Source organism: Streptomyces hilarionis (assembly GCF_024539675.1).
Taxonomy (GTDB): Bacteria; Actinomycetota; Actinomycetes; order Streptomycetales; family Streptomycetaceae; genus Streptomyces; species Streptomyces hilarionis.
In genome coordinates this window covers 13,698-30,288 of record NZ_JAHHIT010000060.1, presented here as the reverse complement: position 1 = coordinate 30,288, position 16,591 = coordinate 13,698, and the positions used below count along the sequence as shown (strand labels likewise).

At 66.4% G+C, this 16,591-nt stretch carries 5 protein-coding genes and 2 pseudogenes; 3 read left to right on the top strand and 4 right to left on the bottom strand.

The genetic code is table 11. The features are described 5' to 3' along the window. Positions 1–221: 221 nt before the first annotated feature. Positions 222–6,137, bottom strand: a complete 5,916-nt coding sequence (locus KMS84_RS41255) for a LamG-like jellyroll fold domain-containing protein (RefSeq protein WP_256916835.1) — start codon at positions 6,135–6,137, stop codon at positions 222–224. Between KMS84_RS41255 and KMS84_RS15760 the strand changes: the two genes are divergently transcribed. From KMS84_RS15760 to KMS84_RS15750, 3 genes are all read left to right on the top strand, one after another. Then, positions 6,130–6,372: a hypothetical protein gene (locus KMS84_RS15760; protein ID WP_143688257.1), complete on the top strand. Its 243-nt coding sequence runs from the start codon at positions 6,130–6,132 to the stop codon at positions 6,370–6,372. The two genes, KMS84_RS41255 and KMS84_RS15760, sit on opposite strands and share 8 nt — an antisense overlap. A gap of 786 nt (positions 6,373–7,158) precedes the next feature. Next, positions 7,159–13,380: an RHS repeat-associated core domain-containing protein gene (locus tag KMS84_RS15755; protein WP_256916860.1), complete on the top strand. Its 6,222-nt coding sequence runs from the start codon at positions 7,159–7,161 to the stop codon at positions 13,378–13,380. Between the two features lie 5 nt (positions 13,381–13,385). After that, the gene (locus KMS84_RS15750) at positions 13,386–13,799 is read left to right on the top strand and encodes a hypothetical protein (protein ID WP_256916834.1); all 414 of its coding nucleotides are present in this window, start codon (positions 13,386–13,388) and stop codon (positions 13,797–13,799) included. 16 nt (positions 13,800–13,815) lie between these two features. Here the strand turns inward: KMS84_RS15750 and KMS84_RS15745 are convergent. The 3 genes and pseudogenes from KMS84_RS15745 to KMS84_RS43460 all read right to left on the bottom strand — a co-directional run. Then, positions 13,816–14,331, bottom strand: a pseudogene (locus KMS84_RS15745) (transposase); the annotation flags it as partial. Positions 14,332–14,870: 539 nt separating this feature from the next. Then, positions 14,871–15,720 (bottom strand): annotated as a pseudogene (locus tag KMS84_RS15735) (IS5 family transposase). A gap of 182 nt (positions 15,721–15,902) precedes the next feature. Then, entirely contained in the window at positions 15,903–16,175 is a 273-nt protein-coding gene (locus KMS84_RS43460; protein WP_438818942.1) for a hypothetical protein, read from the bottom strand. Positions 16,176–16,591 lie beyond the last annotated feature (416 nt).

Below are 16,591 nucleotides of genomic sequence, written 5' to 3'. Positions count from 1 at the left end.
GATCTTCCTCAGGAAGGATCCAGCGATCGTGGGCGTCGAACGGTTTGCTGTGCAGTGACCAGGCGGACGGCGCTCTTGTCGGGCCACTCAGCTCGGTTCGGACCCGCTTCATCCTAGGGTTCCGAATGTCTTGAAGCGGCGTTTTTCGTTTCGATTGGGGGAAGGGGGCGGGCCCCGATCGACCGCGGCGCGAACGGTCGGGGCCCAGGTTGACGGTGTGGTCAGTGCAGTGCGCCGACCTCGGTCGCCGAGAGCGTCCGTGGGTAGACGTGGACGTCAGCCACGGAGCCGGGGAAGGCAAGGTACGGGCTGGTGGCCGCTGCGCTGTTGATGCAGCCGCCGATGGTCAGGGGTAGCGAGGAGTCGTACTGGGGGCTGAGGTTGGTGGCGGTCCCCATCAGGGTGCCGTTCTGATAGAGGGCCATTGAGCCGGTGCCGGACTTTCCGGCTATGGGTGCCCGGTAGGCGGCGACGAGGTGGGTCCAGGTACCGATCGGGCCGGTGTTGGGGTCTCCTTCTGCAGTGGGGAAGTCGGAGTTCTCGTCGTTGGTGGTGGTGGTCTGGAACATCCACGCACTGCTGGGTTTGTCGTATGAGATGTAGAACGCTTGGTGTTGGGTGGTGCCTTGGCAGACGGCGGTGGTGCCGAGTGCTGAGTTGATCTTCACCCAGGCGGAGACGGTGTAGTCACCGAGGGTGTTCACTGCGCTCTGCTTGCTCTTGAGGAAGCCGGTGCTGCCGTCGAACGCGACGCTGCCGGGCATCCCGCTGGGCGCGTCGGTACCGAACGTGGCGCTGCCGGAGGCGGTGAGCGGGTTGAGGGCGGCGGTGTCGCTGCCGTTGGCGGCGAGCTTCCACTCGTCCTCGGGCATGCCGTTGTCCCAGCCTGCCGGCACGATCACGCTGTTCGGGCCGGCTTGGCTCGTCGCCATCGCGTACGGGTAGACGTGGACGTCGGCGACGGAGCCGGGGAAGGCGGCGTACGGACTGGTCGCGTCGACGCTGTTGATGCAGCCGCCGATCGTCAGCGGGAGGGAGGAGTCGTACTGGGGGGTGAGGTTGGTGGCCGTCCCCATCAGGCTGCCGTTCTGGTAGATCGACATCACGCCTGTGCTTGTGTCCCCGTCGACCGGGGCTGTGTAGGTGACCAGAAGGTGTGCCCAGGTGCCTACGGCGCCCGTGTCGGTGTCGCCCTCCGCCGTGGGGAAGCCGGCGTTGGCATCGTTGGTCGTGGTGGTCTGGAACATCCAGCCCTTGTTGCCGCTGTCGTAGCCGATGTAGAACGCCTGGTGCTGGCTGGTGCCTTGGCAGATGGCGGTGGCGTCGACGGCCGAGTTGATCTTCACCCAGGCGGAGATGGTGTAGTCACCGGAGGTGTTGACGGCGGTGTGGTCGCTCTCCAGGAATCCGGTGCTGCCGTCGAATGACGCTGTGCCGGCACCGGCGTTGACTGCGTCCGGGCCGTCGGAGCTGAAGGTCCCGCCGCCGACCATGGTGAGCGGGTTGTCTCCGTTGCTGTCGGTGCCGTTGGCGGCCAGCTCCCAGTCGTCCTCGGGGGTGTCACTGCCTGTCGCGAGCGGGACGACCAGGTTCGGCGCGATGCCGACCACGGTGTTCGTGTCCTTGACGTACTGGCCGGCGAGGTCGGCGTAGTAGGCGTTGGACGGGTTGCTGCCTGATAGGTCGGCCGCCTTCACCGTCGAGGAGGTGGCTGTGCCGTCCGTGGAGACCGCGGCGGCGAAGTCGATGACCTGGCTGGGGAAGTTGTCGAGCAGGTAGCTGTTCACCTGCTCGCGCGCGGATTCCTGGGATGCCGTGCCCGGGTGGGCGGCGGTGAAGGGCGGGATGGTGGCGAGGTAGACGGTGATGTTGGAGTTCTGGGTGATCGGCTGGCCGGAGGCGTCGTAGGTCTGGCTGTCGTCGGTGCTGTACCAGCTCAGCTGGCTGTTGACGGAGGCCAGTCCGTACTCCACGTTGGTGGCGCAGGTGCCGGCGTCGCTTGTGCAGTTGAGCAGGTCGGCGGCGCCGGTCGAGATGAGGACGGTGCGTACGTTGCCCTGGGCCAGCACGTTGCGGTCCACGGGGTTGAGCGCGTTCTTCGGGGTGGCGCTGTTGGTGATCTGAGGCAGCAGGTTGTTGCTCAGGCTGCTGCTGTTGGTGCCCGCGTTGAGGACGCCGTAGTCCACGGAGTTGTCCCCGTTGGAGTCGCTGACCAGGGCATCGGTGATGGCGTCGCTGAGGTGGTGCTTGCCGTCGCCGCTTGCGGTGTCTGCGTTGATGCTTTGGTCGCCGTAGAGGACGAGCGAGCCGGTGGGGGCGGCGGTGGGGGTGGTGACGTCGATGCCGGCGAGGTAGGGCAGACCGGTGTAGGTGGTCTGCGTGAAGTTGGTGGCAGCGGTGTCACCGGTGCGGTTGGCGGCGTCGCTGGTCCAGACGGGGGTCTGGGCCGTGGCATGGCCGGGCATGGCGGGTGCCGAACCGTGCACCTGGAGGCTGACCAGGGCGGTCGTCTGCTGCGCTACGGCCAAGGTCACCGGGTCGCTCGTAGCATCGCCGCCTGCGGGGATGACGACGGAGGCGGAGCCGTTGAAGGCCAGCGCCGTCGGTACCGCGGCTGCGGTGGCGCCGCCCGCCGTGGTGTCCTGCAGTGCGACGGATGCCGCGTCGAAGGTCACCGGGGTGGCGCCCATGGCGTTGGACAGGTGGATACGCACTCCGTTGCCGTCGTCGGTACCGACGCTGACGTGCGCGGGGATGCGCAGGGTCTGTGCGTTGACGGTGGCGGCGCTGCCGCTGGACAGCTGCACCTTGGCGGTGTCCTGGACCGAGGCCCAGGTGCCGACCCAGTGCTTGGCGCTCGATCCGCTGCCGGTGAGGGCCATCGGCCGCAACCCCAGTCCCAGGACGTGCAGGGCCGGCTGGCCGGCCTGGACGCCGTTGGTGAACAGCGGCAGGGAGATACTGCTGATGACCGAACCGGGGCATTGCAGCGGGACGCTGATGGCGTAGATCTTCGGGCCGGAGCTCGGGCTGTTCTGGGTGTTGTTGCTGTGGTTCTCGTGGACGAGAGTGATCGAGGCTGCGGAGGCTGGGCCCGAGAGCCAGTCGGGCACGGTGTCCAGCTGGTAGTCCTGGTCGGCGGGATTGCTGCTCAGGCAGTTGTCCTTGGCGTACGTGAGGGTGCCCCTGGCGCCCTTGGCGGGACCGCCCGTGGAGAAGGCGAGGAAGACCACGGCGTCGCCGGTGTTCACCACCCCGCTTCCCGGCAGCGTGATGGTCTGACCGGAGGCCAGCATGTTGTCGTACGTGCCGGTGCCGAACTTCGGCAACGTGATGGTGGCGCCGTCGACGGTCACCGTCTTGTCGCTCTGCCAGCCTGACATGGTCGTGAGGTCGGCGGAGTTGATGCTGTTGCCGGATCCGTCGGCGTCGGCCGGACTCGTCGTGGTGGTGAACGTGCTCGTGGCCGTGTTGTTGCGGCAGGCGCTGATGGCGTTGATCGCGCAGGTCAGCGCCGATCCGAGGCGCAGCACGTCGATGCCGGCCTGGTAGCCGGACGAGCCGGGGTTCTTGCCGCTCAGGGTCAAGGTGAGGGTGTGCACGCCCTGATTGAGGGTGAGCAGTTGGCTGCCGACCTTGGGGATGCCCAGGTTGACGAACTGGGTAGTGGTGTAGGAGTTGTAGGCGTCGAACCCGCTGATCAGCGTGGACTGCGTGCTCTTACCCGCGTCCAGTACCAGGTGGTATATCCCGTAGTCCTTGCCCTTGGTCAGATTGGCTCCGAAGCTCCAAGGGCCGTCCTTGGGGACGTCGAAGCTGAAGGTGGCGCTGTCGCCGCTGACGACCTTCGAGGTGCTGGTCTTGTTGGCGAGCATGGCCTGGTAGCCGTCGGCGAACTCGTAACCACTGCCGGCGGCCTGGCTGACCAGCTGGCCGCCGGCGCTGGTGGTTGTCGCCTTGGGTACGGCGACGGTGGTGCCATCGGTGTTGGTCGCGGTCCAGCCGCTGATCATCTTGTCGCCGTAGGCGTACGCCGGGGTGCTGGTGCCGGCGTAGAAGGTGTAGGCCGTTTGGGAGACGGATGTCGAGCCGGCCTGGTCCACCGCCTTGGCATACAGCGTGTGGGGTCCCACCACGCCCGGGGCGAAGGCGGGGGAGGCGCTGCCGTTGATGACCGAGGCGCCGGTGCCGGGTCCGTTGTCGGAGGTGGCGTAGTAGATCTTGTTCTGTGCGATCTTCGTGCCTGCTACCAGATGGATAACGCCGCTACTGGTGTACACCGTGCTGCCGAGAGTGGCGTCGAGCGAGAACAGGTAGCCGGTGATGTTGTTGGTGTGGTTGTTGCCCAGGACGAAGGTGCCTTGGTCGCCGAAGGCGGCGCCGATCTGTTTGGCGGGGAACTGGCTGGAGGTCACGGTGGGGGAGGGCGGGGCGCTGGTGTCCACGGTGAAGGTCTGGGTCTTGGTCCAGATGCCGGAGCCGGTGCCGGCCCAGTAGCCTGCCGCGTTCTGGGCGGTGGCTTTCCAGGTGTAGGTGCCGTCGGGCAGGCTCGGTGTCGTCCAGTCGCTGCCGTTGGTGTTGTATCGTGCGCGCTTCTTGGAGTCGAGGTTCGGGCCGAAGCCTTGGTGCACCAGAGTGCCCGAAGAGTTGTAGACGTTGTACTCGATGCGCAGGAGCTCGCTGCCGCCGGCGAGGTCGGGGTCGACCGCGCGGGCGGAGAGTGTCGGTGTGTGGGTGGTGGTCATCGTCTTGCCCGAGTTGACGATGGAGGGCTTGATGGCGGGAGTGCCGGTTCCGTTCTTGAGCTTGGGGCGGTAGCTGTAGGTGACCGAGAGGGTGGCGCCGCCGCCGTAGGCGAGCTGCTTCCACTGGGTGGCGTCGTTCATGTTGGGCGACTGGACCATCAGCGTCATGCTGCTCCAGCTGCCTGCCGCGGCGCTCACCGCCCGCGTGGTGACGTTGAATTCGAGTGATGGTGGACTGACCCATGAGTTGGCGCCGTTGGTGACCGGGCAGGTTCCGGCCTCATGGCTGACGGGGTTGGTGCCGAGTGCGGCGGTGCGACCGCCGGGTTCATGGCCCCAGTACAGCGAGGAGGAGCTCCATCCTGCGGGGCGGTCGGTGCCGTAGACGGCGGCTGGGGTGTCGGAGCAGGATGCGGCGGAAAGCTGCTTCACGTACAGCGAGGCGTGGCTGACCACGGCGCCTTTGATGCCGCTGGTGTTGATCTGGTAGTAGGTGCGGGCCCGTTCGCCGTTGCCGGGGGTGTTGTTGTCCCACCCTTCCCGGGCGTTGGTGGCTCCCGTGGTGGATGTGGAGTTGTAGACGTTCCACCCGTTGTCGGAGATCCGGGCCCAGTCGAGCTGGGAGGGCCTGCCGCTCCATTCCGGGTCCACGTAGACCGGGTAGGTGGTGGTTTTGGCGGTGAGCAGGGACTTGTCCAGGCCGAGTATCTGCTTGCCGTTTTTGAGGGTCACATGGACCTGGGCGCGGTGTTTGCCGACCTTGGCGGCTGCTGCGTGTTCGGCCCGGGCGGCAGATGTGGTCGCCGTGCGGGCGAGGGCAGTGGCACCGGTTTTCTGCCCGCCGCCGGTGCTGTCCCACATCAAAGCGGTGTCACTGTGGAACACCGTCTTGCCGGTTGTTTTGTCAGTGGCCTGCACGCCGCCGTTCGAGGTGGTGGCCAGCTTGAGGTTGGCCGAGGTGGTCTTCCATGCGAGGCTTTGCAGTCGCGGATCGGCTGCAGCCTTCGGGGTCTTGAGGACCATGATCGAGGAGTAGCCGGAGGCGTCCGCGGTCAGCTGGAGGTCGACTCCGGGAAACACCTCCGGGTAGGTGGCCGTGTCACCGGAGACCACCGGATCGGGCAATGCACCAGGCCAGGAGAAACCCAGCCTGTCCGCCCCGCTACGAAGCGTGACCAGCGCGCCAGAGCCGCCGCCGGAGAAGGCCACGTCCGTAACTGCGGCCTTGGGCGCCCAGGTCCCGTTCGCACGCCGCACCAGGGAGGTGTCGACGGGGACCCACTTTCCTTGCTTCCGCACCCGCTGCGGCATCGAGGAGTCTGTCCGCGTGAAGGTGCCGTCCGGGTTGGCGACCACCTGGGTCCCGGTGTCGGTGAGTTGGTCGATGGTCACCGGCGTGCCGGTCGCCTTCGCCCGCGCGGAGGCCGACTCCGTTGGGTTGAGGCGCTTGACGGCGGCTGACTGGGCGCGGTCGCTCGGCGAAGTGGCCTGGTGTGATGGGATCGGCGCACCGGACGCGGCGTACGCCGGCGCCGTAGCGGCCAGCGATCCGGCAGCCAAGGCTGCGACGACGGCAGCGGCGACCGGCCTCGAGCCGGGGCGTCTGGACGCGCGCCCGGTTTTGTGAGACAGGGACATCGATGTTGGGGTCCTTCGCGGGTTTCATGCGGTTCCCCCCGTGGGCCCCGCGCCGCTGTGCATTCTGTGTGGCCGGTGTGTGCGGGGTCCATCGTCGATGGATTGCCAACTACCTTTCTGCGGTGCGCTTTTGACGCATTAGAGTCAACTTGTGTCCTGGTTTGGGCAATTTCTTTGTTCTTCCTGTGGAGATACTTTGCGTATCGGGCCGATGTCAGGCCGTAGCGTGATCGCCCGGCGGGGGACTTGATCGACGTGTGCCCTCGGTTTGGCGTGCACTCAAATCGCCCAAGTCGCAACCGACTTGGGCGGTTGGGGGCCGGGGGAGGGGACGCACAGCATGGTCTGGATTTTGGGGTGGAGACGCGGTCGAGCGGCCTGGGCCGGCCGGAGGGTTCGCCGTACGGCAGTGGTGACGGCCGGTGCCTTGGTGGTGGGCCTGCTGCCGTTCGGCGTGGCCACGGCAGCCTCTCCGGCGAAGCCGCACGTGAGGCTTCCCGCCGCTCCGCACAACAAACGGGTTCCTTTGGCCCCTCCCTGGCCCAAACGGAGTTCATCCCCCAAACACTTCAAGCACTTTGACCCCAGCGGGCACACGCAGCTCCCCGCGCCGGGCACCGCCGTGGTGACCCTGCCCGGCGCGGCTGCCTCCGCGAGCCTGAGCGCCAAAACGACTCAGGTACGGGCCGGAAGCCTGCCCGTCCTGCTCGGCGCTGCAGCAGGTCCGCAGCCCCAGTCAGCCGCCGTCACCGGGGCACAGCGGGTACGCGTGACGATGCTGGCCCAGAAGTCCGCGCGCACGGCCGGTGTCCACGGCGTGCTGTTCACGCTGCAACGCACCAGCCCGGGGAGCGGGAAAGTCGCGCTGCGCGTGGACGACTCGTCGTTCCGCTACGCCTTCGGCGGTGACTTCGCCTCACGCCTGCACCTGGTTCAACTGCCCGCCTGTGCGCTGACCACGCCCGAGCTGGCCAAATGCCAGACCCAGACTCCGGTGCGCACCGCCCCGGGAACACCGCTGTCCGCGCAGGTCACCGTTCCGGGCCAGAGCGTGACGTCGTCGGGTGCCGTCGGCTCTACCCGGTCGGCGACGGCATCGTCCGCCGCCACGGTTGTTCTGGCCGCGACCGCAGGGACGTCCGGCTCATCCGGTGACTACTCGGCGACCAGCCTGGCACCGGGCGGCTCCTGGTCGACCTCGGGAAACACCGGCTCGTTCACCTACAGCTACCCGATCGCAGTACCTCCGGCCCTTGGCGGCGCGGCCCCGAATGTGGACCTGTCCTACAGCTCCGCCAGCCAGGACGCGCGCACCGAGGGGACCAACAACCAGTCCTCCTGGCTGGGCGACGGCTGGAGCTCGACGGACAACTACGTCGAACGCACCTACAAGTCCTGCCGCGACGACTCCTCGTCCGGCGCGCCGAAGAACGACGGCGACGAGTGCTGGGCCGGCCAGATCCTGACCCTGTCGCTGAACGGCAGCTCCACCGACATCGTCTACGACGACGCGACCAAGACCTTGCGACCCGCCGAAGACAACTCCACCACCAAGATCGAGGACCTGAGCAACGGCACGAACGGCACCAAGAACGGCGAGTACTTCAAGGTCACCGAGGGCGGGGTGCAGTACTTCTTCGGCCTCAACCGCCTGCCGGGCTGGTCCAGCGGCAAGGCCGAGACCAAGTCCGTCTGGACCGTGCCGGTGTACCACGCGCACAGCGGAGTGTCCGACTGCCCGGACAGCACCGACTTCGCCTCCACCGCCTGCACGCTGGGCTACCGCTTCAACCTGGACTACGCCGTGGACCTGCACGGCAATGCAACCGCCTGGTACTACTCGCCGGAGACCGGCTACTACGGCGCGGACATGAAGGACACCGCGGTGGCCTACACCCGCGGTGGCACCCTGTCCCGCATCGACTACGGCATGACCGCCACAACGATCTACTCCGGCACGGCACCGGAGCAGATCATGTTCGACGCCTCCGCCGAACGCTGCATCGCAGGCACGCCCTCCGGCAACACCTGCGCGGACAGCCAGTTCACGACCGCCAACGCCGCGTACTGGCCGGACGTGCCGGTCGACCTGAACTGCACCTCGAGCTCGTCGAGCTGCACCAACCATGGTCCGAGCTTCTGGTCGCGAAAGCGCCTGACGTCGATCACCACCCGCATCCAGGCCGGCGGGGTGACCCAGCAGGTCGACAAGTACAGCTTCACCCAGTCCTTCCCCGACGGCGGCGACCACGCCCCCACCCTCTGGCTGGACTCCATCCAGCACACCGGCCTGGACACCCTCGGCGGCACATCCAGCAGCACCTCCACACCGGCCGTGAACTTCGACCCGCCGCTGCAGCTGCCCAATCGGGTCGGGACCATCCCGCAGATGCCGCTGATGTACCACGACCGCATCCAGACGGTCACCAGCGAGACCGGCGCCCAGACCACCGTCACCTACGACCGGCCCAACTGCTCCAGCGCCCCGGCCAGTGACCCCAACGACCCGTCGGACGCCGCCGCCAAGACGTTCGCGTCGACCAATACGCTGTCCTGCTTCCCCGTGTACTGGACGCCCGACGGGCAGCCGGCGCCGTGGATGGACTGGTTCTACAAGTACAAGGTCACCGCGGTCGTGACCGAAGATACGCACAACTCCTACCAGGACGGCACCGAGCCCAAGCTGGAAACGGACTACGCCTACAAGGGCAACCCCGGCTGGCACTACGACGACAACGAGGTCGTCAAAGCCAAGAACCGCACCTGGGGACAGTTCCGGGGCTATCCCGAAGTGGACGTCACCACCGGCGACCCGAGCGTTTTTCACAAGACCAACGGCACCAACGTCTACGACCAGAAGACCCTGAGCAAGACCTACTACTTCCTCGGCATGAACGGCGACACCCTGCCCGGCGGCAAGACCCGCTCAGTGCCGACGCTGACCAGCCAGGACAGCACCGTCAGCGTGGCGGACAACAACGCGCTGGCCGGGCGGGTCTTCGAGTCCGACACCTACGACAGTGCCACCGGCAGCCTGAACACAGCCACCGTCACGGTGCCCACGATCCTCGGGCCCACGGCCTCCCGGTCCCGCAGCGGCCTGCCGGACCTCACCGGGCAGATGGTCCGCACCGCAAAAAGCCTCACTCGGCAGGCGGTCTCCTACGGCTGGCGCAAGAGCGAGACCGACACCTTCTACAACACGACCCTGAGCAAGCCGACGACCGGCATGCCCGTACAGGTCGACGACCGCGGCGAAACCGCGGACAGCAACAACGTCACCAATTGCACCTACAACCGCTACGTCACCGGCAGCGTGGACACCCTCGTGCTGCCTGCCGAGACCATCGCCACCGACCAGGACTGTGCCGCAGCCGGAGCGACTCCCGGCGGCGCACTGATCTCCGACGTCCGCACCTCCTACGACAGCAACGCCTTCACCTACGACGGGGACGGCCAGCACAACCCCGCGCTTCCCAAGATCGGTGACGTCACCCTGGTCCAGAAAGCGTCCGCTGCCACCGGCGCCACCGCGACCGCCTTCATCGACGAGTCCTCGGTCGCCTACGACGGCTACGGCCGCGTCACCCTGACCACACGCACGCCCCACTCCACCGCCCCCAACGGCGCCAGCCTGTCCCAAAACACCGCCACCGGGTACACGCCGGCCACGGGAGAGCTCCCGACAGGCATCGTCACCGCCACTCAGGTCACCCCCGGAGTCACCTGCACCACCGCCACGACCAGCTCCAAGGACTGCCAGGTCTCCAGCAGGACCATGGACCCGGCTCGCGCCCAGCCCACCGCCCAGACAAACGTGGCCGGCCGACTCACCTCACTTACCTACGACGCGCTCGGCCGCCTCACTGGGGCATGGCTACCCAACGAGAGCAAGGCCAACGGCGCGCCCGCGAACACGACCTACACCTACAGCCTGTCCCAGACCGGGCCCTCGATCGTTGCCGCCAACTCCCTCCTGGACAACGGCAGCTACGCGACCAGCGAAACTCTGTACGACGCCATGCTGCGCCCCTTGCAGACGCAGGCGACCGCAGAGAACTCGAGCACGACGGTCAGTGATACCCAGTACGACTCGCACGGCTGGACCGTTGTCACCAACAACGCCTACAACGTCGCAGGCAGCCCCCGCAGCGTCCCGGTCCCCGTCTCCCAGGTGACCATCCCCGACACCACCGTCACCGACCACGACGGAATGGGCCGCCCTGACCTGGTCACCGAGGAGCACAACGGCCTCAAGACCTGGACCACGACCACCGCCTACACCGGAGACAGGACCACCGTCCTGCCCCCCAAGGGCGGCGTGGCCACCACCACGGTCGTCAACGCACGCGGCCAGAACACCGAACTCGACCAGTACACCGCCGCCCCCGCCTTCTCCGGCACCGCGGCCAACGGATTCACCGCCACAGGCGGCACCACCTCACCCACCGCCTACGGCTACGACGCTGCCGGACAACAGCACCAGGTCACCGGCCCCGACAAGACGGTCTGGACGTTCAACTACGACCTGCTCGGGCGCAAGACCTCCCAGAACGACCCCGACGTGGGCAAGAGCAGCTACGGCTACGACGACGCCGGCAACCTCGTGTCCACCACCAACGACGCAAAGCAGACCGAACTCGACTACACATACGACCTCCTGGGCCGCAAACTCACCGGCAGTGACAAGTCGAAGTCCAACTTCCAGTTCGCCTCCTGGCTGTACGACACGAAGCGCATCGGCCTGCCGACCTCATCGACCCGCTACGTCCAGGGCACCACCGGCGGCTACACGGTCGCCGCCAACGGCTACACCGCCCTCGGCAAGCCGACCGGCACGACGATCACCCTGCCGGCCTCCGAAGCACCGCTGCCGTCGACATACACGACGACCTACACCTACACCATCAACAAGCAGCTGCTACAGACCCAGAGCGACCCACGTACCCAGGGGCTGACGAGCGAGGGCATCACCTACGACCACGACGCTCTGGGCAACCCGACGCAAACCAGCAGCAGCGCCAACGTCTACGTCGCCGCGACCGTCTACACCGACTTCGGCGCGCTGTCCCAGGTAACTCAGGGCTCCTCGACCAACCCGGCCACGACCACCTACGACTACGACGACCAGACCCTCCGGCTGAAGGAACGCGTCATCAGCCGGACCCAGGCACCCGGCCCGACAATCGACGACACCAAGTACACCTACGACGCCGCTGGCAATCCGACCTCCACCACAGACCAACAGTCGGAAACCGGCAACACCGTCACCGACCAGCAGTGCTACAACTACGACGCCCTCGACCGGCTCACCGACGCCTGGACGGCCAACGACGACTGCTCCGCCAACCCGCCCACGGTCGGCACCCTCACCACAACGCCCGGCTCCTACTGGCAGTCCTTCAGCTACGACGCCATAGGCAACCGCCACCAGAGCGTCGACCATGCCATCGGCGGCTCCGGCACCACCGCCACCACCACCTACACCAACGGGTGCACCGCCAACTGCAACGCCACCGGCGTCCAGCCGCACACCCTCACCGCCACCACCGGCGGCACCAATCCCACGACCTTCGGCTACGACGAAAACGGCAACCTGCACACCCGCACCCCCACCACCGGACCAGGCCAGACCCTGACCTGGGACGACGAAGGCCACCTGGCCCAAGTGGACACGGGCGGCTCCAACCCCACGAGCACCAAATACCTCTACGACGCCGACGGCAACCAGCTCATCCGCCGCGACCCCGGACAGACCACCTTCTTCGCCGGCGACACCCAGATAGTCGTCAACACCAGCGTCACCCCCAATGTCCTCCTCGGCGCCGTCCGCACCTACACCCACGGCGGCGCCGGGACGCCCGTGGCCGTCCGCTCCAGCCTCACGGGCGGGGGTCTGAAGTACCTGTTCAACGACCCGCACGGCACCGCAACCCTCGCGATGGACACCACCACCCAGAAAGTCGCCCGCCAGCAGTACACCCCCTACGGCCAGCAACGAGCCAGCGCCAACACCACCACCTGGCCCGACCCCACCCGCTCGTTCCTCGGCAAACCCCAGGACACCTCCACCGGCTACACCGACGTCGGAGCCCGCAAGTACGACCCCACCCTGGGCCGTTTCATCAGCGCCGACCCGATCCTCCAGCCTGCCAGCCCGCAGTCACTCGGCGGCTACGCCTACGCCGACGACAACCCTGTCACCACTTCAGATCCCACGGGACTGTGCCCCTACATTGACTGTCCGACTCGCCCCGACCCGAACGCGGAGAACACCACACCGGGACACGCGCCGGGCCCCAGGAAGAACTCCGGGAATTACCAGGCAGCCCTGGATCAGGGGAACGTTCTCAGCCCCGCTTTCCACAAGAAATACGTCGAGATCTATCCGCAGGTCTTCATCCCCCGCAACTGGAAGTACGCCAAACAGTTCGCCAAGATCTTCAATCAAGAGACCGACACCGCGTGCCGGAACTTCGGCTGGGACTGCCTGGCCAACCCGCAGGACGCCACAGAAGCCGAGGCCGACCAGCACATCATCACCCACCTGAAATTCCTCACCTGCATGGCACTCGGCCATGGAACCGGATGCCTGGGTAAGACCAATTCCTCCGTCGGGGCGGCCGCGGCGGCGATATTCGCACTCACCGGTGGCGGCGGCGAGGGCCCTGGCGGCGGCGCCCGGGGCGAGGTCGCGAAGCCAGTCAACCTTCCGGGGTGGCGGAAAGTGGACGTCGATATGGATCATGTCCTCGACCGACACACCGCGGCAGGAAAGACGTACAAGCAGAGCGGAATCAAGACGAAATTTCCGGACTACATGTCTCCAGGGGAGATCGAGTCCACGATTCGCCAGGCATACAGGTCGTCTTCGGTCGCAGGGCGTTCTCAGGGGGACCGAGTCTTCCTGCGAGGCTCGGCGAATGGGCTTGACGTCGAGATGTGGGTGAACAAAGAAACGGGCATGATTGAGACCGCCTACCCGGTTTGGAGGTGAGATTGATGGAGTTCGAACTGTTCTGTGACGTGGAATCACTCGATCTCGCTAGATCGGGCTCTATTTGGGGAAACGTCTGGATCGGTATCTCCGGGTGCCCCTTTCCGGAATCGAACTGGAACGACATGCCAGTCGTATTCCTCGTGGAACTGATCGACGCCTTTTCGAATGTCCGCCAGGCCGAGGGAATGCGCAGGAGGGTCAGGTTCTTCGACGGTCCATTCTGGATCGATCTGGTCGGTCGGGGTGATGGCGCCGTGGATATTTCGGCTAACGCCCACGGCGCAGACAAGACGGTTACGGTCCGCGCTCACGACATGGCTCAGTCATTGACTGAGGTTCGGATTGAGTTGGTCCGCGCGTGCCTGGAGCGCGGATGGGGTGATCAGATGGACGTTCGCCGCTTGCAAGCTCAGTGATTCCTAATGCGGTCTGTCAAGCCGCGAGAGCGATGGGCGGCACGAGTTCGTAGGTCCGTCTGTCGCGTAGGAGGGCCCAAAGGACGTTGACCCGGCGGCGGACCAAGGCGAGGACGGCCTGGATGTGGCGTTTGCCTTCGGCTCGTTTGCGTTCGTAGAACCGGCTGGACTCATCGCAGGGACGGATACTGAACAGTGCGGAGATGTAGAAGACGCGTTGGAGGCGGCGGTTGTAGCGTCGTGGCCGGCGGGGATTGTCGCTGATCTTGCCGGAGTCGCGGGGCACGGGTGCGACGCCGCCGAAGGCAGCGAGACGGTTTGCGGTGCCGAAGGCGGTCATGTCACCGCCTGTCGCGGCCAAGAACTCGGCACCGAGGATCACGCCCAGGCCCGGTATGCTAGTGATCACGTCGAAGTCCCGATGTTGAGAAATCGGGCCTAGATCGCCTTGTCGAGCTCGGCCACCTGCTGTTGAGGGCCATCACTTTCGCGCGAGCGTGTGCACCATCTGAGCGGTCAGGTTCTCCCCTGGGGGCTTGCGCACCTCGGGTGGGTCTCCAAGACTCGGGTCTGTACGGTTCTTGGTGTAACGGCGGGATCCGAGGAGGTCCCTGATGTCAGTGGGCGGTTCGTGAGTTGATGTCCGTTCCGGACTTGGGCACTGCTTCATGCTGAAGGTGCCGGGCTCGGCCTCGGTGAGGATTCCTAGTGTGAACAGGCGTTTCATCTTGGCGCGGGTGCGTTCTATGTGTTTCGGCAGGAGAGCGAAGTCGAGGGCCTGGCAGATGTCGCGGACCCTGAGTGGGCCGGTGGTGTCGTTGAAGACGGCGAGGATGCGCGGGTAGTCCGGATGCTCGGGCAGTTCCAGACCTCCTGCTGAATCGACCGTCTGGGCCGGTATTCGATCGGCGAGGCCGGTGATGGTCGTACGGGTGATGGCGAGGTGTTCCAGACGCAGTTCGGCCTCACGGAGCTGGGTCTGAAGGGTGTCGATCTGGGTGCGGAGACCGTCGGCGAGGGCCCGGACTGCGTCTTCCTGAAGGTCGAGCGCCTGAAGGAGGGGGCTGAGGTTCACGCGCCGCACACCTGCGGATCGCGCCAGGTGAGCGTGTTCGCGTCGGTGAGCCGACGGGTCATGACGTGGGTCATGGCCCAGTAGACGCGGGAGGTGGAAGCGGCCGGACGGTGTTCGTAGTCGCGGACCAGGCAGCGGTGCAGTATCAAGATCCCGAACGTCTGCTCCACCCGCCACCGTTTCGGCTGCGGAACGAATCCCCGCTCCTCAGGGTTGCGCCGGACGATCTCGACGTCGATTCCGAGTCCGGCCCCGTGCGTGACGACCTGGTTCTTGAAGCCCTGGTCGACCAGGGCCTTGCTGACCGAGCCGCCGGCCGCGACGGCGACCTGGTCGAGCAGGGCGATGCCGACGGCGTTGTCGTGGACACTCCCGGCCAGCACGGTGACGGCGATGACCAGGCCGAGGACGTCCACGGCCAGGCCCCGCTTGCGGCCCCGGCACCCGTTTCGCGGCGTCTTTGCCCGTCGTGGCCGAAGGGACCCTGGCGGCCGCCCGGACACTCTGGGTGTCCAGGATCACCAGGGCCGGGTCCTCTAATCGCCGGTTCCTCTCCCGCACCTGGCAGCGCAGGAGTTCATGGATCTGCTGGTCGGTGCCGTCGTCCCGCCAGGCGGCGAAGTAGTAGTACGTCGCGCGCTTCGGCGGCAGGTCGTTCGGCAACAGGGCCCACTGACAGCCGGTCCGGGACTGGTAGAGGATCGAGTTCACGATCTCCCGCATCGAGTAACGGCCCTGGTGGCCGCTGACGGAACGGTGCCGGTTCTTCCAGGCCGTGAGCACCGGCTCGATCAACGCCCACTGCTCGTCGGACAAGTCGCTCTGGTACGGCTTGCGTTCGCTCACCCCACCGATCCCAGCAGGCCACCGGCACCGGACCGGAACGTTCCGGCTTCGCCCACACCAACAGGTGACACCAGAACCACTCATAGACTCACGAACCGCCCACTCAGAACAGCCAAGTGAGCGACGCGACTTACGGGAGGGCTTGAGCCTACCGAGGTGGTGCTGTACGACGAGCTGGATACTCAGCTGATCCGTCGGCTGACCGACCGGGCCCGTGCGGAGGGTCTGGCGCTGACCGGGGCCGGGGGGCTGTTGCAGCAGCTGACGAAGCTGGTCCTGGAGTCGGCTCTGGAGGCGTCTTCCCATACAGTGCGCACCGTACGGCCGACAAGTTTGCACAGCACCGGCCACAGCTGGAGGAGCAGGTCCTGGTTGAGGTAGTGGGGCAGGTCGTCGCGCAGGCCCTCGTGCAGGACGGTGCGGTACAGGCCCGTGCGCTGGCGAGGCTTGCTCATGTCGTACGAGGTCATCCCTGACCAGGGCATGTGCAGCGGCAGCTCCACGACACCATGAGTCGGCCTTTGCAGCTCGTCCAGCGCTCCGGCAGATGGCGCTGAGCTGGTCGTGGCAGCCTGTTCCGCCAGAAGGGAGGGATGGACTGTGGGTCATGACGCTCGTTTGACGCTCTCGGCGCACGCACGCGGGACAGTGAGCCGATACACCGGCTCTGACCTGGGAGTTTCCGAGATTCGGCCAGGCCGACATCTTTCCCATGACGTCGCACGTGGAGTGCGTGGCGATTTTGGAGCCTACTGCAAAGGGGCTCTGAACTGCAGCTTTCTTGTGTTTTCCAGATGTGGTCGGTGGTGCTCGACCTGTTTCCCGACGTTCACCGCGTGGAGCCTGTTGTAGGTAGCCGCCACGCGGCTCA